Origin of the sequence: Ktedonobacter racemifer DSM 44963 (assembly GCF_000178855.1) — a bacterium.
In the GTDB taxonomy this organism is placed as follows: Bacteria; Chloroflexota; Ktedonobacteria; order Ktedonobacterales; family Ktedonobacteraceae; genus Ktedonobacter; species Ktedonobacter racemifer.
On record NZ_ADVG01000003.1, the window covers coordinates 2,724,787 to 2,749,079 of the forward strand.

General features: G+C 53.2%; 26 protein-coding genes and 3 pseudogenes. 17 read left to right on the top strand and 12 right to left on the bottom strand.

Going from position 1 to position 24,293, the window contains the following annotated elements; all coding sequences use genetic code 11:
• Positions 1 to 63: 63 nt before the first annotated feature.
• The 3 genes and pseudogenes from KRAC_RS80100 to KRAC_RS69645 all read right to left on the bottom strand — a co-directional run bounded on the left by KRAC_RS80100 (position 64) and on the right by KRAC_RS69645 (position 1,765).
• On the bottom strand, positions 64 to 516 hold the full coding sequence (locus KRAC_RS80100; protein WP_040445295.1) for a transposase: 453 nt from the start codon (positions 514 to 516) through the stop codon (positions 64 to 66).
• Positions 517 to 705: 189 nt separating this feature from the next.
• Positions 706 to 1,056 (bottom strand): annotated as a pseudogene (locus tag KRAC_RS80105) (helix-turn-helix domain-containing protein); the annotation flags it as partial.
• Positions 968 to 1,765, bottom strand: coding sequence for an ISL3 family transposase (locus KRAC_RS69645; RefSeq protein WP_083814878.1), 798 nt, complete (start codon positions 1,763 to 1,765; stop codon positions 968 to 970). The gene KRAC_RS69645 and the pseudogene KRAC_RS80105, both read right to left, overlap by 89 nt.
• A gap of 85 nt (positions 1,766 to 1,850) precedes the next feature.
• Between KRAC_RS69645 and KRAC_RS41205 the strand changes: the two genes are divergently transcribed.
• The 8 genes from KRAC_RS41205 to KRAC_RS78680 all read left to right on the top strand — a co-directional run bounded on the left by KRAC_RS41205 (position 1,851) and on the right by KRAC_RS78680 (position 7,237).
• Positions 1,851 to 2,858, top strand: coding sequence for an IS1634 family transposase (locus tag KRAC_RS41205; RefSeq protein WP_040445845.1), 1,008 nt, complete (start codon positions 1,851 to 1,853; stop codon positions 2,856 to 2,858).
• 53 nt (positions 2,859 to 2,911) lie between these two features.
• Positions 2,912 to 3,490 carry an NUDIX hydrolase gene (locus KRAC_RS63530; protein WP_007917599.1) on the top strand — a complete coding sequence of 193 codons (579 nt, stop codon included), beginning with the start codon at positions 2,912 to 2,914 and terminating at the stop codon, positions 3,488 to 3,490.
• Between the two features lie 158 nt (positions 3,491 to 3,648).
• Positions 3,649 to 4,122 (top strand): DinB family protein, encoded by a 474-nt coding sequence (locus tag KRAC_RS41215; RefSeq protein ID WP_007917601.1) that lies wholly within the window; start codon positions 3,649 to 3,651, stop codon positions 4,120 to 4,122.
• A 346-nt stretch (positions 4,123 to 4,468) separates the two neighbouring features.
• Positions 4,469 to 5,260 carry a phosphate signaling complex PhoU family protein gene (locus KRAC_RS41220; RefSeq protein WP_007917607.1) on the top strand — a complete coding sequence of 264 codons (792 nt, stop codon included), beginning with the start codon at positions 4,469 to 4,471 and terminating at the stop codon, positions 5,258 to 5,260.
• A gap of 125 nt (positions 5,261 to 5,385) precedes the next feature.
• Positions 5,386 to 5,886 (top strand): GNAT family N-acetyltransferase, encoded by a 501-nt coding sequence (locus tag KRAC_RS41225; protein ID WP_007917608.1) that lies wholly within the window; start codon positions 5,386 to 5,388, stop codon positions 5,884 to 5,886.
• An 87-nt stretch (positions 5,887 to 5,973) separates the two neighbouring features.
• Positions 5,974 to 6,414, top strand: coding sequence for a hypothetical protein (locus KRAC_RS41230; protein ID WP_007917610.1), 441 nt, complete (start codon positions 5,974 to 5,976; stop codon positions 6,412 to 6,414).
• Positions 6,415 to 6,669: 255 nt separating this feature from the next.
• Positions 6,670 to 6,909 carry a hypothetical protein gene (locus KRAC_RS41235; protein ID WP_007917612.1) on the top strand — a complete coding sequence of 80 codons (240 nt, stop codon included), beginning with the start codon at positions 6,670 to 6,672 and terminating at the stop codon, positions 6,907 to 6,909.
• A 205-nt stretch (positions 6,910 to 7,114) separates the two neighbouring features.
• Positions 7,115 to 7,237 carry a hypothetical protein gene (locus KRAC_RS78680; protein ID WP_007917613.1) on the top strand — a complete coding sequence of 41 codons (123 nt, stop codon included), beginning with the start codon at positions 7,115 to 7,117 and terminating at the stop codon, positions 7,235 to 7,237.
• 384 nt (positions 7,238 to 7,621) lie between these two features.
• On the opposite strand, the gene KRAC_RS41245 is transcribed toward KRAC_RS78680, so the two are convergent.
• The 4 genes and pseudogenes from KRAC_RS41245 to KRAC_RS41255 form a co-directional block, all read right to left on the bottom strand.
• Entirely contained in the window at positions 7,622 to 8,878 is a 1,257-nt protein-coding gene (locus KRAC_RS41245) for an MFS transporter (RefSeq protein WP_211221417.1), read from the bottom strand.
• A gap of 3 nt (positions 8,879 to 8,881) precedes the next feature.
• Positions 8,882 to 9,091 (bottom strand): hypothetical protein, encoded by a 210-nt coding sequence (locus tag KRAC_RS74890; RefSeq protein WP_211221399.1) that lies wholly within the window; start codon positions 9,089 to 9,091, stop codon positions 8,882 to 8,884.
• 215 nt (positions 9,092 to 9,306) lie between these two features.
• Positions 9,307 to 9,705 (bottom strand): annotated as a pseudogene (locus KRAC_RS41250) (GNAT family N-acetyltransferase); the annotation flags it as partial.
• 146 nt (positions 9,706 to 9,851) lie between these two features.
• Positions 9,852 to 10,793, bottom strand: coding sequence for an LLM class F420-dependent oxidoreductase (locus tag KRAC_RS41255; RefSeq protein ID WP_007917617.1), 942 nt, complete (start codon positions 10,791 to 10,793; stop codon positions 9,852 to 9,854).
• A gap of 184 nt (positions 10,794 to 10,977) precedes the next feature.
• Here KRAC_RS41255 and KRAC_RS41260 point away from each other — a divergent pair, with 184 nt between their 5' ends.
• Positions 10,978 to 11,934 carry a helix-turn-helix transcriptional regulator gene (locus KRAC_RS41260; RefSeq protein WP_007917619.1) on the top strand — a complete coding sequence of 319 codons (957 nt, stop codon included), beginning with the start codon at positions 10,978 to 10,980 and terminating at the stop codon, positions 11,932 to 11,934.
• A gap of 48 nt (positions 11,935 to 11,982) precedes the next feature.
• Here KRAC_RS41260 and KRAC_RS41265 read toward each other — a convergent pair whose 3' ends face one another.
• Positions 11,983 to 12,804 (bottom strand): IS6 family transposase, encoded by an 822-nt coding sequence (locus KRAC_RS41265; protein WP_007917621.1) that lies wholly within the window; start codon positions 12,802 to 12,804, stop codon positions 11,983 to 11,985.
• Between KRAC_RS41265 and KRAC_RS41270 the strand changes: the two genes are divergently transcribed.
• From KRAC_RS41270 to KRAC_RS41280, 3 genes and pseudogenes are all read left to right on the top strand, one after another.
• Positions 12,790 to 13,041 (top strand): hypothetical protein, encoded by a 252-nt coding sequence (locus tag KRAC_RS41270; protein ID WP_157507653.1) that lies wholly within the window; start codon positions 12,790 to 12,792, stop codon positions 13,039 to 13,041. The two genes, KRAC_RS41265 and KRAC_RS41270, sit on opposite strands and share 15 nt — an antisense overlap.
• A gap of 115 nt (positions 13,042 to 13,156) precedes the next feature.
• Positions 13,157 to 13,522, top strand: coding sequence for a phosphoribosylamine--glycine ligase (locus KRAC_RS41275; RefSeq protein ID WP_420795838.1), 366 nt, complete (start codon positions 13,157 to 13,159; stop codon positions 13,520 to 13,522).
• Positions 13,501 to 14,094: pseudogene (locus KRAC_RS41280) on the top strand (IS6 family transposase); the annotation flags it as partial. The gene KRAC_RS41275 and the pseudogene KRAC_RS41280, both read left to right, overlap by 22 nt.
• Before the next feature lie 1,135 nt (positions 14,095 to 15,229).
• Here the strand turns inward: KRAC_RS41280 and KRAC_RS41295 are convergent.
• A complete protein-coding gene (locus tag KRAC_RS41295; RefSeq protein WP_007917628.1) occupies positions 15,230 to 15,748 on the bottom strand; it encodes a DUF6398 domain-containing protein in 519 nt (172 codons plus the stop codon).
• A 65-nt stretch (positions 15,749 to 15,813) separates the two neighbouring features.
• Positions 15,814 to 17,502 carry an ISL3 family transposase gene (locus KRAC_RS41300; RefSeq protein WP_007917629.1) on the bottom strand — a complete coding sequence of 563 codons (1,689 nt, stop codon included), beginning with the start codon at positions 17,500 to 17,502 and terminating at the stop codon, positions 15,814 to 15,816.
• 827 nt (positions 17,503 to 18,329) lie between these two features.
• Here KRAC_RS41300 and KRAC_RS41310 point away from each other — a divergent pair.
• The 4 genes from KRAC_RS41310 (at position 18,330) to KRAC_RS74895 (ending at position 21,056) form a co-directional block, all read left to right on the top strand.
• Positions 18,330 to 18,557 (top strand): hypothetical protein, encoded by a 228-nt coding sequence (locus KRAC_RS41310; protein WP_007917631.1) that lies wholly within the window; start codon positions 18,330 to 18,332, stop codon positions 18,555 to 18,557.
• A gap of 549 nt (positions 18,558 to 19,106) precedes the next feature.
• Positions 19,107 to 19,868, top strand: coding sequence for a GntR family transcriptional regulator (locus tag KRAC_RS41315; protein ID WP_007917632.1), 762 nt, complete (start codon positions 19,107 to 19,109; stop codon positions 19,866 to 19,868).
• Position 19,869: 1 nt separating this feature from the next.
• Complete coding sequence (locus KRAC_RS41320) at positions 19,870 to 20,724, top strand: sulfite exporter TauE/SafE family protein (protein ID WP_040446864.1); 855 nt, start codon at positions 19,870 to 19,872, stop codon at positions 20,722 to 20,724.
• 134 nt (positions 20,725 to 20,858) lie between these two features.
• Positions 20,859 to 21,056, top strand: a complete 198-nt coding sequence (locus KRAC_RS74895; protein ID WP_211221400.1) for a DUF1634 domain-containing protein — start codon at positions 20,859 to 20,861, stop codon at positions 21,054 to 21,056.
• Positions 21,057 to 21,112: 56 nt separating this feature from the next.
• On the opposite strand, the gene KRAC_RS74020 is transcribed toward KRAC_RS74895, so the two are convergent.
• Positions 21,113 to 21,466 carry a hypothetical protein gene (locus KRAC_RS74020; RefSeq protein WP_169461005.1) on the bottom strand — a complete coding sequence of 118 codons (354 nt, stop codon included), beginning with the start codon at positions 21,464 to 21,466 and terminating at the stop codon, positions 21,113 to 21,115.
• Positions 21,467 to 21,972: 506 nt separating this feature from the next.
• On the opposite strand from KRAC_RS74020, the gene KRAC_RS41335 reads away from it, so the two are divergent.
• Positions 21,973 to 22,278 (top strand): VOC family protein, encoded by a 306-nt coding sequence (locus KRAC_RS41335; protein WP_083815045.1) that lies wholly within the window; start codon positions 21,973 to 21,975, stop codon positions 22,276 to 22,278.
• A gap of 133 nt (positions 22,279 to 22,411) precedes the next feature.
• Here KRAC_RS41335 and KRAC_RS41340 read toward each other — a convergent pair whose 3' ends face one another.
• The gene (locus KRAC_RS41340) at positions 22,412 to 24,208 is read right to left on the bottom strand and encodes an L-lactate permease (protein WP_007917637.1); all 1,797 of its coding nucleotides are present in this window, start codon (positions 24,206 to 24,208) and stop codon (positions 22,412 to 22,414) included.
• Between the last annotated feature and the right edge of the window lie 85 nt (positions 24,209 to 24,293).

Sequence of the window (24,293 nt, forward strand, 5' to 3'; positions counted from 1 at the left end):
GGAGTCTATGTAAATGTGATTACTTGATGGCGGCAAGGTTCTTTCTCACTTTCCGTGAAAAGGTCAAGCACAATGAAGGACTCGCTGGCGGAGTAGGTCAAATTCAGCCCGTCCGTACATTTGTCGTTTGATCAATTTCAGGCGATTCACATGTCCTTCAACCATTCCGTTGTTCCATTCCAAAGTGAAGGCTGCTACGACAGCCTTCCAGTCCTTGCGAAGCCCAGCGACAAAACTATGTAGTTCGGGACACGAGCTTTGAAGAGCTTGTTGTGACCAGTCGTCAAGTTGATCAGCACGACGGTGGTGGAGCATCTCCCGAAACTGCTGGACGAGTTGGTAGATCAAAGCCAGGTCAGCACTGCGGTCTAAGATTTTCTGCAGATCTTGCTGTTCTTCTCGTTGTAAGTCGGTAGGAGAGCGTAAAAACAGGAAACGCACTTGCTTGACGGTCAGCGTTCGAACAGCAGGAGGTATCGGAGTAGCAGGCAAACGGGCCCCGGTGCGCAGACACACGAGATACTTATTGACTGAAGCATAGCTTCCCTTGTAGCCAAGAGTTGTGAGTTCCCGAAACAGATGAGAGGCATTGTGTACCCCTGCCTGCCATCGCTCCCAGAGGTAGGAGTGATACGCCTCCAGTTTGGTTCGCTCGGCACGGCGGCGCTTTTTCTCTGGAAAGCACGGTGCGGCAAGAAAGCGTTCAATGGTTCTGCGATGGACACCAATGCGAGAGGCAATTTCTGCAATTTTGAAGCCTTGTTTACGCAGGGCGATAGCCTGCTCATAGCGTTCCTGACGCTCTTGGCGCTGTGCTAAACGGATCCCCTCAGCCTTTTTGCTGGGTGCAGGACGGATCTCACTGAGAACTGGAGGCTGTGGGGGGGATGCTTGCCCCTCCCTTTGGGCATCTGGCCTAGGCTCTTCCGTGAAGCGAAGACACCCTTTGTTTCGGTCAAGAATGGGTTCAAGTGCATCTCCCAAATTCTTGACCCGCGTGAAAACGGTCTGCCACCTGAATGGCTTGAGGAGCTCCCTGTCGGGCTGCATCGGCATACTCAGTACTGCGATCTCGACTGACAATCTCCACACTGGGATGCGCCTTCAGCCAGGTGATGACCGAGTCGGCCTCCCGGTCAGGGAGGAGATCAATAGGAATATGCCGTTCCAGATCGCAAAGAATTGTGCCATACCGACGTCCTTTGCGCCATGCCCACTCGTCCATCCCAACAACCCGTGGCGGCACTGGATCAGGAACTGCAGAGCGGCGAATGAGACGCAACAGGGTCTGCAAACTTGCAGGCATCCGAAGCTTTTCCGCCAGATGAGCTCCTGGCTTTCCTCCCAGGGCAAATGCTACCTCGCGTAACACATTGGCCTGTCGCGAGGTGCGACGAGCATATGGGAGCGCAAACGTGGGAAATTGCTCTGCAAACGTCTTGCGCGGGCAGGTGGCCTCATCACAGAAAAAGCGGCGAACCTGCAGATGCAGACGAACCACCTGCGCCTGGCAAGGTAAGTCAGCAAGCGTACGCATATATCGGCTGTGAACACGTCTAGAGATCTGATGACACCCAGGGCAAGTACCTTCTGCCTGAGAAGATCGTACGTGCAAAAGCAAAGTATCCTTCTCCCAGGAGACCACTTCTAGCAAGAGGTCATTGGAAGAAGGAAAGACGAACGGAGAGATCATGGAATGTGAGTATCTTTCTTCGTGGGGAACAAGTGGAACAAAACTTTTGCTGGATCTTATTCTATCACTCATCCCTTTTCACGGAAAGTGAGAAAGAACCATTTTGCCGCCATCAAGTAATCACATTTACAATACGGGAAACCACGCTAAGGAAAGGTTGCGCAACGTTATCTGTCAGGGGGCAGAGAGTGGAGGGTACAGTGAAGCCAACATGAAACGCTACAATGAGGCCAACATCAGATGGATCAGTCGCGTGCCAGGAACCTTCACGGAGGCCAAAGAGGCTGTGCAAGAAGAACCGGGAGTGTGGCACCTGTTCGCAGATGGATCAGGGAAGTATAGCGCACGCATCATGGATCTGCCACAAGGGAAAGAGCGATGGGTCATTATCCACACGGATGCCGGAGAACAGGCAGCAAGAGTCCAGATGGAAAAGAAGGTAAGGAACTCCCAGGAGCAGTGGGAAAAACGACTCTGGCACCTGTCCACGCAGAATTTTGCCTGTGAGAAGGATGCCCAACATGTATGGCAACAGACACTGAAAGGCAAACCGTCCTACTTGGTGGCAACTTTTACGTTGCGAGAAGAGGGACGGTATCAGCACAAAGGACGCCCAAAAAAGGACGCTTCGCCTGAAACTACCGTCTGGTATCTGACCCCTACTTTGCTGGTAGATCAGGGAGAAGTGGAAGCACAGATCAAACAGCAGGCTCGCTTTCTTGTCGCAACCAACGTGATCGAGGAACAAGACCTCTCCCATGAGCAGATCTTTCATACCTACAAGGAGCAAGGAGGTGTGGAACGGGGCTTCCGCTTTCTCAAAGACCCACTGTTTCTGGCTTCCTCTATCTTCGTCAAGAAACCGGAGCGCATTATGGCTTTGAGCTTCATCATGGTGCTTTGTCTGTTGGTCTATCGCTTAGCTGAACAACTCCTGCGCCACCAACTGGTGCAGGCCGAACAAACCTTTCCTAACCAGCTCAATAAGCCAACCAATCGCCCAACCATGCGCTGGATGTTTCAGTGTTTTGAGGGCATTGATCTCTTATACATCCGCATGGGTTCACGCTTCCAAACCCAGATTTTGGGGCTACAAGCTCTCCATCGGCAGGTGCTTGCTCTGCTTGGCCCTGCCTATTCCCAATGCTATCTGTTTTCTCCGTAAACTGCGCTATGTGGAATCTCATGCGCATATTTATAGATGAAGGAACATGCACGATGTCTGATTTGATTGATGTTCTCTCTGCTTCAGGTCTCAGAACTGGCGAAATTCTCCCGCGAGCGGAGATCCATCGCCTAGGGAAGTACCATCGAGCTGTGCATCTTTACCTCTTGAACTCCAATAAAGAAGTTTTGCTTCAGAGGCGTGCTCTTACCGTTGATCACTTTCCAGGATTTTTTGGTATCTCTGTCACCGGGCATGTGAGGGCAGGGGAGTGTAGCTCCGATTGCGTCAGGCGAGAGGTAGAAGAGGAGCTAGGCATCAAGAGTTCTCAGTTGCAGTTTGATTTTCTGTTTTCGTTTTTTCAGGAGGCCATCTTGAATGAAACGTATATTGATCGGCAGTTTCATGATGTCTATGTCACTCGTGCAGATATTCAACCTGAGAGTATACAATTTGATCGTTCAGAAGTATCTGAGGTCAAATTTGTCCCGTTTGAACGTTTTCGAGCAATGGCTCTCGGCGAATCGGCTGATCTCGCTCCAGTTTACGCACATGAGTGCCAGGATCTCGTCTATTTCTTGAGCGCCAATAGGTTCTACCTATTCGCTGACTCCACATCTCTACAATCATGAGAGGGCTACCATTCTCATGTGAACCACTCCACCCACAATGCTATTTTTTCTCTCTGTAAACTGCGAAATGTGGGATAGGTGGACATCGTGCCCATTTCGACGAGGGAGAAGGATTTGTGCTATAATGGGCGGAGAACGAGAGAGAAAGAAGCACGATCATGCCAAAGAACCCATCTCGCGAGGCGATCCTCTTCTGTCGTTATATTTTGAGTTCGCTCGATCGTCTGGTGCAATGCCTTGATGGACTTGACGAAAACCAGCTCAACTGGCAACCCCCTGCTCCACATGCCAACAGCCTTTACACCTTAGTCGTTCACACGCTAGGGAATGCAGAAGAAAATCTCCTCTTGACGCTGTTTGACCAACCGAGTTCGCGCAATCGCGAGCAGGAATTTGTGATGAAAGGCCAGTCAGCAGATGCATTGATCGCCCAGTGGCAAGCCTTACGTGAACGGTTGCAGAAGACCCTCCTGAGCCTTTCCTCGGGCGACTTAGAACAGGAGCATCTCCATCCCCGTCGTGGCTCCATCACCGGGCTTGATATTCTTATTGTGGTCGCAAGACACGCGGCTGAACATTTGGGACAAGCAGAATTAACTCGTGACTTAGTGCTTGCTTCAACTCCCCGTTAGGCACCTTTCGGCTCATTCATATGTACCCCTAGGAACTTGCTCCCCGCCGTGTAGCACGGGAAGTCTTAATCCATTCCCCAATCTCATTGCGCATCCCGTGGGTTATTCAACATGCGTCCTCCTCGCCCTTTGGCTGAAACCCTGTCAAACTGTTCACTGTCCTTCATTTCTTTACGCCCAAGGAGGAGAAGTGCTTGTATCCTCTATGTTTCCTCTTCTAAATATGCTACCCTATGGAGGGTGAGGTGAAAGACCCCAAAGAAACACATCAGTGTGCGACGAGACTTGCTATGATGATCCTCTCGGAGGCAATCAGGCAATTGGAAGAAAGGAGGAAGCGGCAAACATGTCACGTTCGATTCTCGAGAAAGAATTGCAAGAACTGGATGTGCACATTCTCTGCCTTGGAACAATGGTGGATGAGGCCCTGGAGAGAGCATTGGAGGCCTTGGCGGCTGGTGACCTGGCAAAAGCTGGGATGGTCATCGAAAATGATGCGCGTATCGATAGCCTGAGAACCGCAGTTGAGGAACGTGCCATCCGTCTCTTAACCCTACAGCAACCATTGGGTGGGTGCGACCTGCGCTACCTGGCCTCGGTACTCTCAATCGTGGGTGACCTGGAGCGCGCTGGCGATGGAGCAGCGGGCATTGCTCAGAACATCCTGCGTATGGCGCCGTTGCGCGGAGATGCGATGCCCCATGTCAAAATGGAGATAGCGGGCATGAAGGATGCGGACAGTGGGCACACCATTACGGAAGCTTCGATCATGAAAGACATGCTTGCCCTGGGGGAAGAGGCACGCCGCGTCTTGCAGGGCACCATGAACGCCTTCAAGGATCGTGATGTGAAGGCTGCACGCTACATCTGGGAAGAAGATGATGTCGTCGATGTGCGTTACCACACGGTGCGCCATGACTTGATGACCATGATGGCAGGCGCGCACGCGATTCCAGCCCTGCGCAACGACTCCTTGATCCTGCAGCGTACCACCTATCTCCTCTGGATAGCTCATAAGTTGGAGCGCGTTGGGGACCACTGCTCCAATGTATGTGAACGCTTGCTCTTTATTGTCGAGGGCGATTCCTACGTGCAAAATCTTCCCCAGCAGAACAAAGGTACCCAGCCACAGGCATAGACCATTCGCAAGATATGAGATATGGTATATTAAAAGCACATCAGGAAAGATTTCCTTGATGCCGCCTGTCCTTGTACGCTGAGGATAGATACACATCGTATGGAAGCACGAAACAGGAACACCCTATGTTGGTACGAAAACTGACGGAAAACGATCTGGAAGCCGTCTGGACCCTTCGCTTACAATCGGTGAAGGATCATCCAGAGGTATTTAGTTTAACCTATGAAGAAACGCTTGCTCAGGGCAAAGAGCCCATCCTGCAACGCCTTCGTCAAGGGAACAGGATGTTTTACCTCGGAGCTTTTAAAGAGGGATTAGTTGGGATGGTCCGGTTTAGTCGAGAAGAAGGTCTCAAACTCCGGCATCAAGGGTCGGTCGCCAGTGTGTACGTCCTGCCGGAAAAACGTGGGCGCGGGATAGGCAGAGCATTGATGCAGGAACTCATCGCTCAGGCGAAGCAATTGGATGGATTGGAACAACTCCACCTCAGTGTTTTAACCACGAATCTCGCCGCCCGCCGGTTGTATCAGTCCTTCGGCTTTGAGGTCTATGGAACAGCACCACGAGTGATCAAATTTGGTGAGCAGTATTTGGATGAAGATCTCATGATGTTCTACTTCCGGTAAAAGTCTCTGAGACTTTTCATGTTTCCGCCAGTCTCTCTTGCTCAGTTATGCAATCTCGTTGCGCGTCCCGTGGGAGGAAGGGAATCCATGAAGAACATCAAAGAGGTGCTTGCTTTTTTCTGGGAGCCTCCAGTTCCTATGGGAGCGCTTAAGGCACGGCTTGAAGAGGCATTAGGACCACGTTTCACCCTACGTTTTGCCATTGATGATACCCTGAAGTCATTTCCAATGGAAGAAGTTATTTTTGTGTATGATATGAATCAGGTTCTTTCTACGAGGAGCTTACAGATTCAGCTTCCGGGAGAAACGCCCAAAAACCCTACGCTAGAGGACTTAGAGAAACTGTCTCCAACAGTTCGAGAGTTTGATGAACGTTGTGTGGCTACGATCCGTAGGAATGGAAAGAGGAGTCGCCAGATTATTATCACGATCACCTCAAATCAGTCAAAGAATGTTGGGACTCTGCCAACGCCGAGCATATTTTCACTGCGCCTGGCAAATATGCCTCAAATAGTCCAATTTTTATAGGAAAGTGTTTCTTCCAGGATACCTTAGAGAATTCAGAAAGCGTCTCTCATTCAATCGCACTTATGGAAGCACAGCATAGTTTGGACGTAGGACTATAGGGATCGATCATATTGCTTGGATGTTGGTTCGAGGGTGTAAAATACTTTGGGTATGTGGTCACATGAAAGGTAGTGGATGCGCGAAGATGAAAGAAGAAGAAAAACGTCTGACCATTTGACGTGAACTGATCGATGAATTACTCGAGGAGAGCCACTTATGAACAATGGAGGAGAGGAGCAAAGGGAAGACCTGTTTGCGATTGAGCATTTTCCTTTGCCTCAAAGTGCCAGTATCTATTCACGTAAGGTCGCTCGCAGCGGGCATATTTCCTATGAAGGACGCCCCTACTTTGTCAGTAAGGCGCTGGCTGGTCGCTATATTCGTCTCGTGGTGAACGAAAATCGACTGATCGTAGATGTTGCGATCCCTTTGCATAAAGAGTACCTCTTGCACTAAAGATCAGGAAAAGAGCCCAGCTGTTTGTGCCAAATCGTTCCAGCCTGCGGTGGTAATAAGCGCGAAGAGTGGCTCTGCCCACGGGTTGCGCAACGAGATGTACTTTCGGCTAAAGGAGCTTCGAAGGCCCATTCAACGCTCGCGCTTTTTACTGGCAAGGAATCAGAAATACCTCTGCCTTATGGAAGCAGGAGCGTCAGGAAAGATGCTTTCAAGCCAGATTACTGGTGAGTTGAAACTCGTTGCGCAACCCGTGGGCTCTGGCTCACTCTTGATACCGCTGGCGAACCTTGGAGAGAGCGATGAGGTAGCCAGGGAACAGGCGTAACGTGAAGGGGGCCGGGTCTGCGAACACCCTTGAGCCAAACAGAAGACTGACAAAAGGAGGAATTGCTCATATATTCCGCATTTCACCGAAGATTGAGGAGCTTTCAGCATGCTTGGGATCCAGACGCGCCCTTTACAATGCCACTCTGATGCGGTCGAGAGGGGTTCGCCAGCAGTATCACTCTTGGTGATAAGGTCTGCAATAGCCCACGAGAAGTCAGAAGCCTGAGCACAAACATTGGGAGAGCGCAACAAAGTAAGCTCATCATCCTCACATACCCTACGGCAGAAGAAGCACTCACGACACATGTCATGTGTCGTGAGTGCTTCTTCTATTTTTGTTCCAGTGGCTAGCCGGTGCTTAGGAAGTACTGCATCGCGAGATTTAGGCCGGGACCTGTTCTTTCTTCATCTCGGCCAGCAGCTCGTGGTCGCCCGCGATCTCCTCCAGCGAGCGCTGATTTGGCTCGGGTAGGGTGAAGATGGTCAGGAGCAGACCCAGCAGGGAGACGACCGCCACGACCCCCATGGCGCCCGGCAGTTTGACACTGGTGAGCAGGTAGGGGAAGGCGAAGGCGCCGATGAAGGCCCCCACCTTGCCCAGGGCGGCGGCGATACCGTGCGCCGAGCTGCGAATCATGGTCGGGAAGATCTCGGCGGGATAGACAAACGTGGTAACGTTGGGTCCAAATTCTGTAAAAAAGTAGCCCAGCGAATAGAGCGAAAGGAAGGGCAGTGTGCTCTGTGTCAGCCCCGGCAACAGCGCAAGCAGGCCATAGGAGAGCGTCATCATCGCAAAGCCAATGCACTGGATCTTCTTGCGTCCCAGGCGGTCGATGGTCAGGGCCGCTACAATATAGCCAGGCATGGCCGCGACCACAAAGATGACCAGGGTATACATCATGTTCGTAACGGCATTGGCATGCGAGTTGAGCGACTTCAGGACCAGGGGACTAGAGATGGTCGTGCCGTAGTAGGCGATATCGAGCAGGAACCAGGTGCCTGCGGTGCCAATGATCCATTTCAGGAAGCGTGGGGTAAAGAGCAGGTAGAGCCAGGATTTCTTTGGCTGCTGAGCCTGTTGCTTCTGAACTTTGACGTTCTTTTTTGCGGTACCATTGCCGGTCACGTTGCTGATGGTCTGCTGCGCGGCCTCGGCGTTGCCATGCATTATCAGGGCATAGCGGGGAGTTTCCTCAATCTGGCGGCGCAGGTAGAAGGTCGCCAGGGCGGGAACCGCGCCAAGCGCGAGCATAATGCGCCAGGTCAGGTCTGGATGCAGCCCTGAGACAAGTAGTACCAGCGCGACCAGGGGACCAAGAATCAGGCCCAGGCCCTGCATGGAGAAGACCATCGTGATCAGCTTGCCCCGGTCCTTGCGGTTAGCGTATTCGCTCATCAGCGTAGCGCTCAGCGGATAATCGCCGCCGATGCCCAGGCCCATGATGAAGCGGAAGACGAGCAGAAAGTAGATGTTAGGGGAGAGGGCTGAAATGATCGCCCCTGCCGCCAGCACGATCAGGGTCAGACCATAGATGGCGTGGCGTCCAATACGATCAGCCAGGCGCCCAAAGACGTACGAGCCCAGGGCTGCGGCGATGAGTGAGGTGCTACCTACGAGTGAGGTCTCTAAAGCGTTCAGGTGCTAGAGAGGGATCAGAATGGTCAGCGCGGCCCCAATAATAAACAGGTCATAGGCATCGGTAAAGAAACCCATACCTGAAGTGATCATAGCCTTCCAGTGAAAGCGTGAGAGGCCACTATTATCGAGTTGTGACAGCACATCATGCGCGTGTGGTGTGGTATGAGAGGGTTCGTTGGCCAGTGAACCAGTTTGACTATCTTTGACGAGCATATGGAACAAAATTCCTTGCTTAAGGGATAGGTTTGTAAATAGAAATATAACAATTAAAAGAATAACGCTCAATTGTTATGTGAGTGTTAAATAGAGGTTAAATTTCGCTGAGACAAAGGCAACGCCCTTGCCCACCATTGCTTCTCCCTAGAGAACCGGTCAAGTAATCTGAACTTTTAGAGAGATACTGCTAGAAAGATTTACACTGATCCGTGTCATTCATCCTTGAGCAACCCAAAGTAGTGTTCATCTTCGAAACGGCCTTGGAAGGAGTAGCGTTGGCGCAAGTTTCCCTCATAGGTAAAGCCGAGCTTCAGTAACAGGCTTTTCGATCGCTCATTGACGCTATCGATGATGGTCTCAACACGGTGGAGTCCCAGTTCTGCAAATCCATAGGTCAGAATGGCAGACATTGCTTCAGTCATGACGCCCCGTCCCCAAAAAGCGCGGTTGAGTTCATAGCCGGTTTCGGCACGATGAAAGTCAGGGTCGAAGTGATGGAAACTGCACGCCCCGATTACCTGGCCTTCACCCTTGAGCGTGATGCCCCAGCGAATGGCCTCGCGCTGAGCATCACGGGCCTGGGTTTGTTCAACCGATTGACGCATATCATCGAAAGATCGATGCGGCTCATGTCCATAGAGAGTGCCTGATTTCCATCACGCTCACTGCCTCGGAAACGCGGACACGTTTTGTGATCTCTTGCGTACATTACATTCTCACACATGTACGCAAGAGATCACAAAACGTGTATTTAAGCTTATACAATGAACTCGTGTGCAAAGAAGCGCAAGGTCTCCAGGTGCAAGATATCAGGAAACCCGAGAATCATTTCCTGAACGCCAATCTCCTCCAACTCAGCCAGTCGTTGGCGGATCGTTTCCGGAGTGCCAATCAATGCGCCTGCAGCTACAGGGCGGCCCAGGAGCGCGGCGGGGAACTTGGCGCGGGCCTGCTCCTCGGTCTCACCGAGACAGCAGAGAGCCCCTGCCGTTCGACGGATACTCTCGTAATCGCGCCCGACGGCCTCACAGTGCGCTTTGAGCACGGCGAACTTGTGCTTGATCGTTTCCACATCGCCAAACACGTTACAGGCATCGCCGTACTGCGCGACCAGTTTGAGTGTGACCTTTTCGCCACCGCCTCCTATCAGGATGGGGATATGCGGTTGCTGGACTCCCTTGGGTTGGTTGATCGCGCCGCGCACCTGGTAGTATTTCCCCTCGAAGGCTGCCTCTTCCTGCGTCCACATGGCCAGGATCACCTGTACCGCCTCGCCGAGTCGACCCAGGCGCTCAGCAGTCTCGGGAAAGTCGTAGCCATAACCGTGATATTCGTGCTCGTGCCAACCTGCCCCGATGCCAAAGGAGAGTCGCCCGTGTGAGAGCACATCGACCGTGCTGGCCATTTTGGCGAGCAAGGCGGGATTGCGATAGCCAGCACAGGTGACCGTTTGACCAATGTGGATACGCTTGGTATCGCGCGCCAGGGCAGCGGTGGTCGTCCAGCACTCAAAGGTGACTTCTTGCGAGGGCCGTGGGGCCGTATGAAAATGATCAACCAGCCAAGCGGACGCGAAACCGACTTCGTCGGCAGTCTGGGCCACGCGCGTCAGCACCTCGTAGGCTTCCATGGGGTCCTTGATGCCTACCAGTTCCCTGTTCCAGCCTTGTGGCAGGGACACCCCAAATTGTAAAGACATACATACCTCTCTCAATTCTGCGAACAAAGGAGGAACGTTCTTCCTCCCGATGGGAGCATCCTCACGCCATAGTGCCTGCGCCTCTTGACGTCGGTGCTCTCCTTGAGTATGCTCTCTTCGTGATCCCAGGACCAGTGTGTGGTGATCATAGGTCTCTGACCACCAGGATAAGGAGCAACGAGAGATGCAAACTAACGAACGGCGAGAGGCCCTCGCCGATTTTTTACGCAAGCGACGGGCGAGCCTGTCTCCCAGTGAGGTGGGACTGCCGCCAGGACTGCGACGGCGAACGCCAGGACTGCGCCGGGAAGAGGTCGCGCAGCTGGCCAACATTGGCACCTCCTGGTACGTCTGGCTGGAGCAAGGACGGGATGTGCATCCCTCGGCACAGGTGCTGGAAAGTCTGGTGCAGGCGCTCAGGCTGACCCCCAATGAACGTCGGCACCTGTTTCTGCTTGCCGGGCAAGCGCTTCCTGCACCCACTTCTCCCGCAGAGGAGAGTATCGGCCCGGCGCTCCAACAAATGCTGGATGACCTCAACCCGAGTCCGGTGTATGTGCTGGGGCGACGCTATGACTATCTGGCCTGGAACCAAGCTGCCGATGCGCTCTTCGCCGTTTCGGATACCCTTTCGGATACCTCGTCTCCCTATGCACGGAACATGGTTTGGCGACTCTTCACCAGCTCGATGATGCGGGAGCGCCCCAACTGGGAAATGCTTGCACGGGCAACGCTCGCGGAGTTTCGCACGGCCAGTGCTCGCTATCCCGGCGATCCCTGGTTCGAGGAGTTGATCGAGGAGTTGAAGCAGGTGAGCCCGGAATTTTGCCAGTGGTGGCCTCACCACGACGTGCGCAGCACGCTGGATGGTCACAAAGTCATCAGGCATCCAACACTCGGATCGCTGGAGTTTGAGCATGTCACCTTGCAAGTACTCACCAACCCTGATATCAGGATCATGGTTTACACGCCCAATGCCGCCACACGAACTATCCTGCAATCCTTTCTGGAAGCGATAGACACCTGTGAGTCGCGCACCAGTGTTTCGACAGAACTGCTGGGAGTGGTTAGCGCAAGAAAAAGGATCGAGCCTGACCATGGATTAGGAGGAAGTGTATGCAACCGGTTCTGTCAGAACTGAGGGCATGAAAGCCAAGAGTGGAAGTTCCTCAACTCATAATCCGTTGAGTTAGGAAGCCATCCGCATCAGAAGTTGCAAGGTAGCAAGTTTTTCACAGAACAACTGTCGTTGCTCCATAAGAGACCGTGTTTCGCCCATGGTGTGGCGTGGGCGAAAAGAGTTGCGCAATTCATCAAAAGCATGGCAAAAACGCGCCGCTGATGCGAAATTCCCAAAGCCACGCATCGGGTAGTATCGTTGTTTCACTCCTCGATGATCTTGCTCCAATCGATTGTTGAGATATGTATTTGTTCGATGTTGTACATCGCTCCCAAGAATCTCACGAATTGCTCGTGGATAGGAAGCATGACCGTCGGTTGTTACCTGTTCTGGAGCGTGGCCAACGACAGAGAGCGCTTGCTTGAAAAACCGCTGGGCTGCTTCCATATCCCGTTTCTCGCTCAGTCGTGAATCAACCAGGTTGCCATCCGCATCGATGGCGCGATAGAGGGAGCACCACTTTCCGTGAACTTTCAGATATGTCTCATCCACATACCAGGATCTTCCGGCCTGTCCTCGTCGTTTTCTCCGTAGTTGCTCTGCCACCAAAGGTGCAAACTGTGCTTCCCAGTCCCGAACGGTTTCATGGGTGAATACAATGCCCCGTGCCAGAAACATTTCAGCCAGATCCCGCAGGCTCAACTTGTAGCGAAGCCTCCATAGAACAACCAGCAGAACCACATCAGTGGGATATTCCAGGAAATTGAAAGATGTTCCTGTACGCTCGTTGAAGCGGCGTTTGCAAGCTGAGCAGCGAAACGTTCGATAGCCAAGTGTGGTCTTCTGGGCTTGTTCGCTGGTGCTGGTCGAGGCACAATGTGGACAGTTCATGAGGCGCTCCAGATCAGAGAAATTGTGCTCTTCGCATACCTGCAAGCGGTGTCCAAGACAAGCCTTTCTCTGAATTCTGACAGAACCGTCGATCCGCGTTTTAATTCCCATGCTTTTACCCTGCTGACACGCGATATTGAGAATGTCTGCCAATATGTTGCGCGCTATGGCCTGAGCTACGATGGGAAGCGCATCGCCCACCAGCTCTGGTACAAGTTCAGGAATGCGCAACTCTAGCGTAGCGAGGAATGGATGGCCCTCAACTAAAAAAGCTGTCTCTTTATGAAATATAATAGTGAGGGCCTACAACGTCGTAAGGTGCAATTTTGGAAAGGCAGTTTTTCTTCACTTTATGCGAGTAATGGTTATTGGTTCGGGGGCACGCGAACACGCGCTGGTCTGGAAAATGGCCCAGAGTCCCCAGGTCACGAAGCTCTACGCGGCTCCCGGCAATCCGGGCATGGCCGAGTGCGCCGAGTGTGTGCCGCTGGCGATGTCTCAGTTTGACGATCTAGCCACGTTCGCTGAAAAAAACGGCATCGATCTAACGGTGGTTGGACCGGAGATTCCCTTGATCGAAGGGATTGTCGATATTTTTCGCCAGCGCGGCCTGAAGGTCTTCGGTCCCGATTCAGCCGGGGCCGCGCTCGAAGGCAGCAAGGCGTTTGCCAAAGAATTCATGGCTTCGGCTGGTATTCCCAGCGCGGAATCGTCGTGACCTACGAAACCGTGCGCCAGTGGTGCTTGAAGTTTGGGCAGACGTACGCGAACGAACTCCGCCGCCGTCGCCCTTGGTGTGGGGACAAGTGGCACCTGGATGAGGTCTTTCTCACCATCAATGGGAAAAGGTCGTATCTGTGGCGAGCCGTCGATCAGGACGGCAACGTGCTGGATATCCTGGTGCAGAGCCGGCGGAACACACACGCGGCGAAACGCTTTTTCCGCAAACTGCTCAAAGGGTTGCAATACGTTCCTCGTGTAATCATTACCGATAAGCTGAGGAGCTATGGCGCGGCCAAACGCGAGATTCTGCCTGGCGTAGAGCACCGGCAGCACAAAGGGCTCAACAACCGGGCGGAAAATTCTCACCAACCGACGCGCCTGCGTGAAAAGAAGATGCGGCGGTTCAAATCAACGAAACAGGCTCAACGCTTCCTCTCTGCCTTTGGCCCCATCGCTGGACATTTTCAACCGCGACGACACCGTCTGAGGGCCGGAAAATACCGCGCTCTTTTACAGGACCGATTTCAGACTTGGAATGAACTGACTGGAGCAAAGCGAGTCGCATAACCATAGGTATCCCCCACATCTTCCATGACCCATCAGCATCCTTCTTCGCTATACCTCAGCAATATTCTTCATTTTTCTGGTTAAGTTGACAATACCATAAAAGTCACTGTTCAGGAGGGCTAGAAAGCAGGAAGAACAAGATGGCCCTGTAAAGTCGCTTCCAGGACAGAGAGCAGGTGAAGCTTTTGCTTGCGCAAGGTCGAAAGATAGCCTCGAATACGACAAAAGGCTTGTGTTCCGGCAAAGCTGCGAAAGCAACCAGAGACTTTTTGTTGTACTTTTATCATACGAGAGCCATGACTAAGATCCTTGCAATTTTGTGCATTAGCGCACTTCTGTTCTAAAAGCTGTTAGCTGGCCGGATCTTTTCAGTTCACAGTTTCTCGCTGTTATCGGTTCATTCGAGCTTGTTAGCTCAGTTCGCTGGCGCTCTGCCAATGGATCAAACGCTGAAGTGAACTGTATTTCAGTTCGCAGTTTGAGCGTAGTGCGGGCTTCCTGCACAAAATTGTCAGGATCTTAGTCATCCCTCATTTAGACGCGCCTCTCCTCTAGCGTGTGACGCACCGGCAGCTATCACACCCGCGACCTGGCGCCCGGTCTGTGACACCCAGCTCCTTATCACGCACCCGGCAGCGGCAGGCCCCGGCGATCCGAGCCGAAAGCGTGACGAGGGCAGCCGCATCACGAATTCCCGGCCAGGCGCACAACGTGATACCCGAGCTCGCGTGACACTCCGCCGACGGTTGCGCAACCGTGCGGCTTCTTCTTGCACTCCTACGTCGTTGGTATTGTGAGTAGATGGAGCGTGGCTACGACTCGTTCAACACCGTAGTGGGTGAGGAATACGCTCAAGTGCTGGTCTATACACCAGATATCTTGAAGGGCGGTGCCCTGCCCGTTCACGCGCTCATGCCTTGCGTTGCCGTTGTGTAGCCCTGCGAAGCTTTCGACAGCTTGGAGAGGGTGAACACCTTTCTCTTTCAAGAACTGCTGTGACCAGCAGGGGGAGGCTTTTCTTCTGCATGTTCTTCGTGCTCGCAACACTTCCTGTTGTCTGTCGAATATCACTTCGCTTTCCTGACGAATAAATGGCTCTTGGACATATTCGGTGTGCCTACCTGACTTTGGCGAGCTACTGATCAGGATCGGGGATGTAGGGAATCAACCCTTGACGGAATGCGGCCTCCTGGATCTCCCTGGGTGCCTGGCGCACATCGATGATGAGCCCATTTACCTCAAGCATCCAGATCAAAGGGTTCTTGTCAATCATCGAGGGGATCGACCAATCCGGGTCCATGGGATACATGCCCAGCAGATCACGAATCTGTTTGGATTTCGCCTGCATCGTGCTCGAACTGAGATCGAAATACTCCCAGATCTGGCTTGCTGCAATGTGGGGAGTCTGGGAGGCATCAAAGAGAAAGTTGACCATGCCCAACGCATGAATGATCCCACAGGCCCACGTGGGGGCCTTGCCTCGTGCCAATGGTGAAGGACGCTTCCGGCACAGGGTCGCTGTCAACTCACGGCAGAGTTGGGCGTACTCCTCATGTAAGGACTGCTGACTGAACGTATCAGTGAGGTGGGTAATTTCCTGGAAGCGTGCTTGCATCTCTTTCGGGACCTGCAACGATGAGCTCCTCTTCGGCATACCTGTCTCCTTTTTCTCTCACTACGAGCGCATGAGTGTTTCTCTTGAGCTCATGCCTCCCTTCATCAAGCGCTTCTTCCTTCTGCAAAGGTCACGAAAGTGGACCTGGAACCACCTGCACCAGGCTCGTGAGCGGATGCCGAATTTTGGAAAGCCCGTCTGCTCTGCTCTTTGGGCAAGGTATCACCTGCTGCTGGATGGAGCAGAACACGGCGTTGCAGGAGCGCAAATCCAGCTTGTCCATAGGAACTACGCTTGATCCATTTTACTTTATTGACAAAACCTTCTACCACTCCGTTGCTCCAGGTCAGACTGCATCCATTGGCAACCGCCTCCGCATCATCGTCAAGTCCATTGACAAACGTGATCAGTTCCGCAATCCCACTCGCTTGGACGGCAGCTTTCCATTGCTCCAGATGTATCCGTCCCTCGTGTTTTCGTAGGAGACAGCCAAAGTCCTGCGCAAGCTTGAATACGACTGCAATGGTCTCGTCGCTCTGGACGAGCTGATCCAGATAGGCTGCTTGCTCTCTCGTACGGTTTTGTGTTGACCTCACCATCATGAGCGCAACACCTCTGGACGAAGGAGGCTTATCCCAGATGACCGTCTGCTTGGAGACAGGGCGGGCGACGTTCTGGCGAAAAGGACGAAGCCGCATCTGAAGCGTGCGCTGCGTCCCAGTATATCCTTGAGTGACAATTTCCTCGTACAGCTTGGCCACGTTGTGGCACCCCTGGTTCCATCGCAAAGTGAGGTAGGAAAGGTAGGGATCAACGATGGAAGAAGAACGAGATCGTCGTCGCGGAGGCGGAGGTGTCTCCTGTTCGAGGACACGGTAGACTTTGCTCGAACTGACGCCGACGAGCTGGGCAATCTGCCCTTTGTGGTAGCCTTGCCGATACAGTTTCCAGATCCGCTTATGAAGTTTGACTCGTTGGCGATGACGCGCCTGCCGCTCTTGTGCGACTTTTTCAGGGACTGCCGTCCTCGCAGCTGGACGCGTTTTGCCTGTGCTCCCTTGTGTTGCCTTTTTGAGCGCACGTTCTTGCTTGCGAAAGAACTTCTCCAGCGCTTCAGCAAAGTTCTTCTGTAAGTGAAAACGATCGACGACCTGGTTGGCCTGTGGAGCGCCGTTCGTAGCAGCTTCGCGAAAGATTTTGCCACGATCTCGTGAGACCAGGTCAATTTCAGGGTGTGTACGCAACCAGGCTGCACTTGTTTCTTCCGAACGCTCTGCTAACAACTGCACAATCCGTCGCTTTTCCAGGTCAACGAGAATGGTTCCATAGCGTTGGCCTTTCTTCCACGCCCACTCGTCTATTCCCACCTTTACTACCTTGCCTTCGCTGGGTAAGAGAAGCTGCAAGACGCGACGAATGATGGTTTTGGCTGTGGTGGGCATGCCAAGGGACGAGGCGATCCGCGCTGCATCGGCTCCATTGGTGGTCACTCCTAGTGCCTGAAGAGCCTTGACGAGCCGATCCGTCATTCGTGCATAGCGCTGGACCAACTCTGGAAAGCGCTCAGCAAAGATGTGTTGGGGACAGGATGTCTCGCGGCAGATCCACTTGCGCACCCGTAACTTGAGCACAAGGCATCGCCCGCCAAAGGCAACATCGGCAATGGTGCGCACATAGCGGCTATGGACCCGAGAGCCCGGCGTCCCACATCGTGGGCAAAGAGCACTTGACGAGGTGGCGTGAAGTTGGATAATGATGGTCTGATTCTGGATCTCGATGGTCTCAAGACGCACCGTTGAAGGAAATGCAAAAACAGGGGAGAGATCGATGGGAATGCCTCCAGATAACTCAAATGATTGGAACTGATGCTATTCTACCACAAAGCCAAGTCAGAAGGCACACCGAATATGTCCAAGAGCCCGAATAAATTTTTCGCTCGCTTGTCAGAGAGGAGCCAGTGGAGCCAGATAAAGCCGCATAGCAGCGAAATGGCCCTGACACAAAACTTTTCCAGGCAAAATCGTGCCATTTTTCTCAACCGGAGGCAGACCCGGTAACGGAGAAATGCATCGGCTTCTGACGCAATTCTTTTCGCAAGGCTCTCTGAGAGAGCTTCTGGAGCGGCGTCATTTCTGCCACAAAACTTTTCGTGATTCTGGCAAAAAAGGTCTTTTGCGTGGGCCTCGCCTGCGAAAAATGGTTGCACTGCTGTTTGGAATAGAATTGCGTCAGATTGCACCGGAAATGCGCCTTTCCTGCTTCTCGACTATCGAGATACACGAACGGTTATGGGTCAAACGGCGAAAAGAATTACGACAAACAACACTTCCTAAAGCCGTACCATAGCCGTGCCGCGCGTTGCTGCATTTGCTTCTTCTAACAGAAGAACACTTGTTTGTCTAGGGCAAGGACTCAAGCCACAGACGCCTCACCACTGCCATTCAAATGGCATGGCTTGCGGCGGGCTAAAGCCCATCGCGTCACGCACAGCCGCAGCGCTCCCCTGTTGGGAGTATCTGCTTTTTAAGGCGGAGGGGAAAGGGACCGCCTGTGATTGGAGATGAGACGTACACTGGTAGGGGACTTCTCGCAGAGCGTAACGAAAGTGAGGCATAGGGGGATGAACCAAGGCGATATGGACTGGGATGAATTCGTCAGGAAGTTAGAGGACATCATCAAAAAGGCGGCACACCAGATGGACGAAGCCCTGCAACGCAATGATATTGCCCAATTTAGCAAGGCGGCTGAAGCGTGGAGGCAGGCATCGGGCGTCTGGCTACAGGCCGCGCAGGGCATGTCGTGGGAGAAAGCCGAGGCGGTCATGATCGGGTTTGCGACTGGAGGGTGAGCTTGACAAATGGGTGCATGAGCGGAGGCCAGGACCGGCGCCTACCGTGCTCTCATTGTACCCGCCATATAAGCCGAACCGCCCAGAGCGCGACGACGAGCGATAGCTCCGTGTGATCCTGGCAGCCGCATCACATGAGGAGCCGGAGGCGGAGCAAAGAACGTAACCACAGCATCACACAGCCCACGGAGGTATGCCCCTCTACAGCCGTCGCGCTACGGGCAAGCGGGCCAGCGCGGCCTTGACTACGCGTGCTTTGTCGTGGGGGTATTATCAACTTAAAATTTTTGTTGATGAGCTTTTACCACTCCGGCGCTATTTTCGCCAAGATTCTCCTGAATATCAGGTCAGAGATAGGGAGCTCTCCCCACTTTGGGGCCGTTTTTCGCATGTAAGCTCTTCAATTTTGGCTAAGTTGACAATACCGGTTCGGGAAAGGGCGGTAGGAAACGTATCCGTGAGGATAACGCGCTTGCCGCCTATTTCACCATACTCAAGAACCGTCATCAATTGATAGACAGAACGACGTCATTATGTTACTATATCATTATGTTTACGAACAAAAACAGCCGCATACCATTGTATGCTCAAGTCGAGGACATCCTCATCTCGCGTATTGCCAGTGGCGTATTGCCTCTTGGGAGCCAGTTACCTACAGAAGATGATTTGATTGAAGAGTTTGAAGTTAGCCGGACAACTATTCGAAAAACCATTCAGAGTTTAATTCAGCAAGGTCTTGTCGAGATTCGGCGCGGTAAAGGCACCTTTGTCGCACATCCCAAGATCACTCAAGAACTGACCGAACTGACTGGCTTTGTCGAGGACATGCAGGTGCTAGGCCGGCAGGCGACAGCGAGGGTTCTTAGTCGGCAAATTGTCGCGGCAAACGATGTTGTGGCGCGTCAACTTGTCTTACCGGAAGGAACACCTGTTGTGCAGATTCATCGCATCCGTTTGGCTGACGCTATTCCCATTTCGTTTGACGAGACCTACCTTCCGCAAGAATTGGGCGAGAAGATCATGGCCGAGAACCTTACGACAGAACCCATTTTTTCCTTGCTTGAGCAAAAATATAACACCCCATTAGTAGAAGCGAAATATCAACTGGAAGCGATAGCAGCCGATACAGTTGTGGCTGCCACGCTTGGGGTTGAAGTTGGCAGTCCCATTTTTCTCATTGAGCGTACGTCCTACACCGAGGGAAATCGGCCAGTTGACTACGAAAAATTGCACTATAGAGGCGATCAAATCCGTTTCGTAACCCAATTGGCGCGTCGAACAGCAAAGAAGCCGCAGGTGAGCGATGTTTGAGATGACAACAGGAAGCGTCCTATGGCTGTTTGCCGTTTCAGTGGGTGCCAGTGCGCTAGGCGGCATGTTGGGCATGGCAGGTGGCATTTTTATCGTGCCAATTCTGACGATGTTTGCCCATATCGATATACGCCTGGCCATTGGGGCAAGTCTTGTTTCTGTCATTGCCTGTTCGTGTGGCAGTGCTGCACCTTTTCTCAAAGGCAGCCTGACCAATGTTCGCCTTGCTATCGTTCTGGAAACGGCTACAACGCTTGGTGCATTGACTGGGGTTTTTCTCTCAGGGCTTCTCCCGGCCCCGTTCCTCTTTTTCATTTTTGGCGTCGTCTTGTTGGTCTCTGCCAAACAAATGCTGACCCGACGCCGAGAGCCCGAGATTACACCTCTAGAGACCGCCTCAAAACAATGGGTGCGAAGGCTTGATTCCAGTTATCCCGATCGCGCGCTTGGACGAGATATCCCCTACCGGGTGCAACGCCTGCCAATGGGTCTGATATTGATGTATGGGGCGGGTCTTCTCTCGGCGCTCTTGGGTATTGGCAGTGGTGTCCTCAAGATTCCTGCTATGGATACTGCACTGCGCTTGCCAATCAAAGTTTCAACGGCAACCTCGAATTTCATGATCGGCGTGACGGCAGCTGCCAGTGCGGGAGCTTATTTTGTGCGTGGGGATATTGTTGGTCCGATTGCTGGCCCCATTGCGTTGGGTTCGGTCGTCGGCGCAATTCTTGGCGCGCGCATCCTCCTGGCCATTTCAAATGAGAAAATCCGTTTGCTCTTTGTCGTGGTTCTTGTAGCTCTTGCGGTGCAAATGATTCTCAGCGCCTTCGGCATCCATTTGGGGCAAGGAGCATAATGATGAATAACAAGAAGAGAAAACCAGCTCGACTTGACCTTACGCTGGCATGGATACTGAGTTCTGGGACAGGGATAGCTTCAGCTATAATAGCTGCGTCGCTTGTGTTGCCTTTGTTCGGTCAAAGCCCTGTTGTGCCTATTCCACATAGCAACGGTGGCTTGCAGTTAGTCACTGTGGGTATTGCCGTCATTATCCTGCTGCCTGTCCTGCGGGTCATTACGATGTTGATCGCTTTTCTGCAGAAAAGAGACTACCGCTTTGGCGCTATAGCCGCTCTGGTCCTCCTGATTATCCTTTTCGCCTTTGCCATAGGGGCGACCTCAGCTTAATAGCTGAGAGGGAAGTCGATGCTTCTCTGTTGCTCCATAGAAGCGAGTGCATCGCTCTAAACATGGGAACGATGCACTCTCCTCTCTTTTTTCAGTATTGTCGGTTCGCCTGACTGATGCGAGAAAGGCAGAAATCCCTTCACCATCAAATAATACCCGTATTGCCTGCGGTGGCCCACCTGGCAAGCAACGCCTTGTTGCTGTTGTGTCAGATCCATGGGTGCTCGTTGCTCTTGATGGAATCGTTGAAAACCCTCAAATCCACCGGGCGCGGCAAAGGCGTCCGGGGACGATGGCGCAACTATCGCAACAACTCGACCGTACGCGGGGAAATCTGGAAGCTCCTGCGATACAAGTGCCACCTTCTCGGCTTGCGGTTTCACACCGAGCGACCAGGATGAACCAGTCATACCTGCCCACACTGCGGGGGGGCGCAGCGAAAACGTACCGCTCCCTCAGTGATCGTGGTAAAGCCGTGAAATGGGGGTGGTGGATGGCTTGTGATGCCTGTGCGTATAATGGTGATCGGGATTATTGCGTGTCAGTCAATATTGCGAGACTGGGTGTGGCGTATCTGGCCCAAATGAAACACATGAGCAAGGCGAGGTCTTGCTCCATCTCTGACCCAAGGGTCAAGCCTGTTTCCTATACGGGGACAGGTGCGGTGTTGCTGTTGCCACTGACAGGCTCACGGCCTGCCCGCTGCGTGCGGGGAAACATCTGTTATGATCCTGGCTGGCCTGCGACAGCCTATCTCCAATCGTCACAGCCCAGGGCTGTTTTCCTGCGATTGTATGGATAGATGTCTCTTGCTTTGGAGAATTACAGATTTTAGCAACTGTAGAAGAAACATGTTTACGAAAATCGGTACCATCACGATAGGCGTCAGCGATCAGGACAAAGCCCTCGATTTTTAGTGAACAAGCTCGGCTTTGAAAAGGTAGATGATCAGCCTATGAGTGAAACCGAGCGCTGGCTTGAAGTTGCTATTCCCGGCACACAGACCCATATCATGCTCGGCCTGCGCGGGCAGAGTGGCGGCAACCAAACCGGCATGACTGGTTTCGTCCTGCATACCGACAATATAGAAGAGACCTGCGCAATCCTCATAGCTCGCGGGGTTACGATCACCCAGGAGCTCACCACCGAACCCTGGGGCAAATGGGCCCAGTTCAGCGACCCCGATAACAACGAATTTGGTATCTGGGCACCCGCCTGGTAGCTTGCCTCTCGCAAAAATTAACTTTCTCACACAGAGGATCAGCGGATCTAAACCTTAGCATTGGGTTTAGATCCGCTGATCCCATCTTGTTACGCATTCCTCTGTTTAACAACAATTGCTTTGTGGATATGCGCTAGGGGATCATACCTGGGAAGACGTACGCCTGGAGCAGGACGAGGATACCCACGAGAGAGACAAGAATCACGCTATGCACGAAGACATAGCGCAGGATATCGCCCTCGCCGCCCTTCTGGCCTGTGGCGACGCCCGCGACGACGATGCTCTGCGCGTCGAGCATCTTACCCATCACACCACCACTGGAGTTGGAGGCCGCGGCCAGCACAGGCGAAATGCCCAGTTTCCTGGCCGTGATGGTCTGTAAGCTACCAAAGAGCACGTTGGACGAGGTATCACTGCCTGTCAGCGCCACGCCAAGCCAACCCAGAACGGGCGAGAAGAAGGGGAAGAGCAGGCCCGTGCTGGCAAAGGCCAGGCCCATGGTTGCATCAAGGCCCGCGTAGCGCGTTGTGTAGCCCAGCGCCAGCATCGCCGCGATAGTCAGGAGCGAGAAGCGCAGGCGCATCAGTGTGCCCCAGAAAGTTTTCAGGAGCTCCAGGGGACTGAGGCCCAGGATAAAACCCGAGATGACGCCTGTAATCAGCAGGGCTGTGCCCGTGGCTGAGAGCCAGTTGAAATCGAAGATTGCGGCCTCCTTCGTCGGTTTAGCGACAACGGGTGGAGCGCGCAAAACGAGGTTGTGCAGGAAAGGTACGGGAATCTTGGGATCGGAGAGTGCATTAAACCAGGCCTTGACGCCTGTCAGGCCCCATATGAAGAGAATCACAGCGAGAATGATCCAGGGTAGCCAGGCCATAAAGGCGCGTTGGAAGGGAATTTCCCCCGCGTCGGAAGCAAGGCTAATCGCGCTAGCACCAGAGGAACTAGTCGTGGCACGCGCAGACTCAACATCGCTCTCGTCCAGCGAGACAACACTCGCTGAGGCTGGAATAGGCCGCTCTCCAGCGATCACACCACCCCCAGTCGTCGAGGTCTCCTCTGCCACATCCGCAGAGGTCGCGAGCGCTGCGCGCTCCTCGGGGAAACGCCAGGTTGTCTTAGGCTTCCAGATACGCAGGAAGACAACCAGGCAGAGGATCGAGACCAGGGCGCCAATGATATCTACCAGGGTAAAGGTGAAGTAGTTGCTGACCACAAATTGCGTTACAGCGAAGCTCAGGCCTGTAACCAGGCAGGCGGGCCAGACCTCGAGCATACTTTTCCAGCCCGACATGGCGAAGATGAGCCAGAAGGGGACAATAAGCGAGAAGAAGGGAAGCTGGCGCCCGATCATCTCGCTCAGCACATCTACCGGGATACCTGTTACCGTCGACAAGCCCGTGATGGGTGCGCCCAGGGCGCCAAAGGCCACAGGCGCAGTATTCCCAATCAAAGCCAGGCCCGCCGCAGGTAGAGGACGAAAGCCCAGACCAATGAGCATCGCAGCCGTCACCGCGACCGGCGTACCAAAGCCAGCCGCGCCCTCGACAAAGGCTCCGAAGCTAAAGGCGATCAAGAGCAGTTGCAGACGGCGATCATCCGCCAGGTTCGCCACTGTCTGCTTGACGATCTCAAAATTGCCTGTGCGCACCGTGATATCGTAGACAAAGATAGCGCCAATGATAATCCAACCAATGGGGAAGAGACCATAGGCCGCGCCATTAAGCGTGGCGGCAAAGGCTTTTTGCGCGGGCATACCAAAGACGAAGAGCGCGGTAAGCAAGGCCGTAGCCAGGCCAGCCAGGGCTGCCCAATGCGCTCGCACATGAAAGAAACCCAGCAGACCAAGCAGTACAATAACAGGCAGGGCCGCGATAAGCGCGGAGAGGAAGAGATTACCCAGGATAGGCGTGTAGGATTGAGTCCACGTCATACATTGACCTCCTTGCGACATCGTATGACCATAGCACGCGACATCATTGTTCGCGCTCATCTCCATGTGAAAACAGGAGAGAGAC

Bases quoted from the DNA above. Each gene is read 5' to 3' on its own strand.
- KRAC_RS69645 (WP_083814878.1), bottom strand. From the start codon at position 1,765: ATGAGTGATAGAATAAGATCCAGCAAAAGTTTTGTTCCACTTGTTCCC.
- KRAC_RS63530 (WP_007917599.1), top strand. From the start codon at position 2,912: ATGTCTGATTTGATTGATGTTCTCTCTGCTTCAGGTCTCAGAACTGGC.
- KRAC_RS41215 (WP_007917601.1), top strand. From the start codon at position 3,649: ATGCCAAAGAACCCATCTCGCGAGGCGATCCTCTTCTGTCGTTATATT.
- KRAC_RS41220 (WP_007917607.1), top strand. From the start codon at position 4,469: ATGTCACGTTCGATTCTCGAGAAAGAATTGCAAGAACTGGATGTGCAC.
- KRAC_RS41225 (WP_007917608.1), top strand. From the start codon at position 5,386: ATGTTGGTACGAAAACTGACGGAAAACGATCTGGAAGCCGTCTGGACC.
- KRAC_RS41230 (WP_007917610.1), top strand. From the start codon at position 5,974: ATGAAGAACATCAAAGAGGTGCTTGCTTTTTTCTGGGAGCCTCCAGTT.
- KRAC_RS41235 (WP_007917612.1), top strand. From the start codon at position 6,670: ATGAACAATGGAGGAGAGGAGCAAAGGGAAGACCTGTTTGCGATTGAG.
- KRAC_RS78680 (WP_007917613.1), top strand. From the start codon at position 7,115: ATGCTTTCAAGCCAGATTACTGGTGAGTTGAAACTCGTTGCGCAACCC.
- KRAC_RS74890 (WP_211221399.1), bottom strand. From the start codon at position 9,091: ATGCTCGTCAAAGATAGTCAAACTGGTTCACTGGCCAACGAACCCTCT.
- KRAC_RS41255 (WP_007917617.1), bottom strand. From the start codon at position 10,793: ATGTCTTTACAATTTGGGGTGTCCCTGCCACAAGGCTGGAACAGGGAA.
- KRAC_RS41260 (WP_007917619.1), top strand. From the start codon at position 10,978: ATGCAAACTAACGAACGGCGAGAGGCCCTCGCCGATTTTTTACGCAAG.
- KRAC_RS41270 (WP_157507653.1), top strand. From the start codon at position 12,790: ATGTGGACAGTTCATGAGGCGCTCCAGATCAGAGAAATTGTGCTCTTC.
- KRAC_RS41265 (WP_007917621.1), bottom strand. From the start codon at position 12,804: ATGAACTGTCCACATTGTGCCTCGACCAGCACCAGCGAACAAGCCCAG.
- KRAC_RS41275 (WP_420795838.1), top strand. From the start codon at position 13,157: ATGCGAGTAATGGTTATTGGTTCGGGGGCACGCGAACACGCGCTGGTC.
- KRAC_RS41295 (WP_007917628.1), bottom strand. From the start codon at position 15,748: ATGCCGAAGAGGAGCTCATCGTTGCAGGTCCCGAAAGAGATGCAAGCA.
- KRAC_RS41310 (WP_007917631.1), top strand. From the start codon at position 18,330: ATGAACCAAGGCGATATGGACTGGGATGAATTCGTCAGGAAGTTAGAG.
- KRAC_RS41315 (WP_007917632.1), top strand. From the start codon at position 19,107: ATGTTTACGAACAAAAACAGCCGCATACCATTGTATGCTCAAGTCGAG.
- KRAC_RS41320 (WP_040446864.1), top strand. From the start codon at position 19,870: ATGACAACAGGAAGCGTCCTATGGCTGTTTGCCGTTTCAGTGGGTGCC.
- KRAC_RS74020 (WP_169461005.1), bottom strand. From the start codon at position 21,466: ATGACTGGTTCATCCTGGTCGCTCGGTGTGAAACCGCAAGCCGAGAAG.
- KRAC_RS41340 (WP_007917637.1), bottom strand. From the start codon at position 24,208: ATGACGTGGACTCAATCCTACACGCCTATCCTGGGTAATCTCTTCCTC.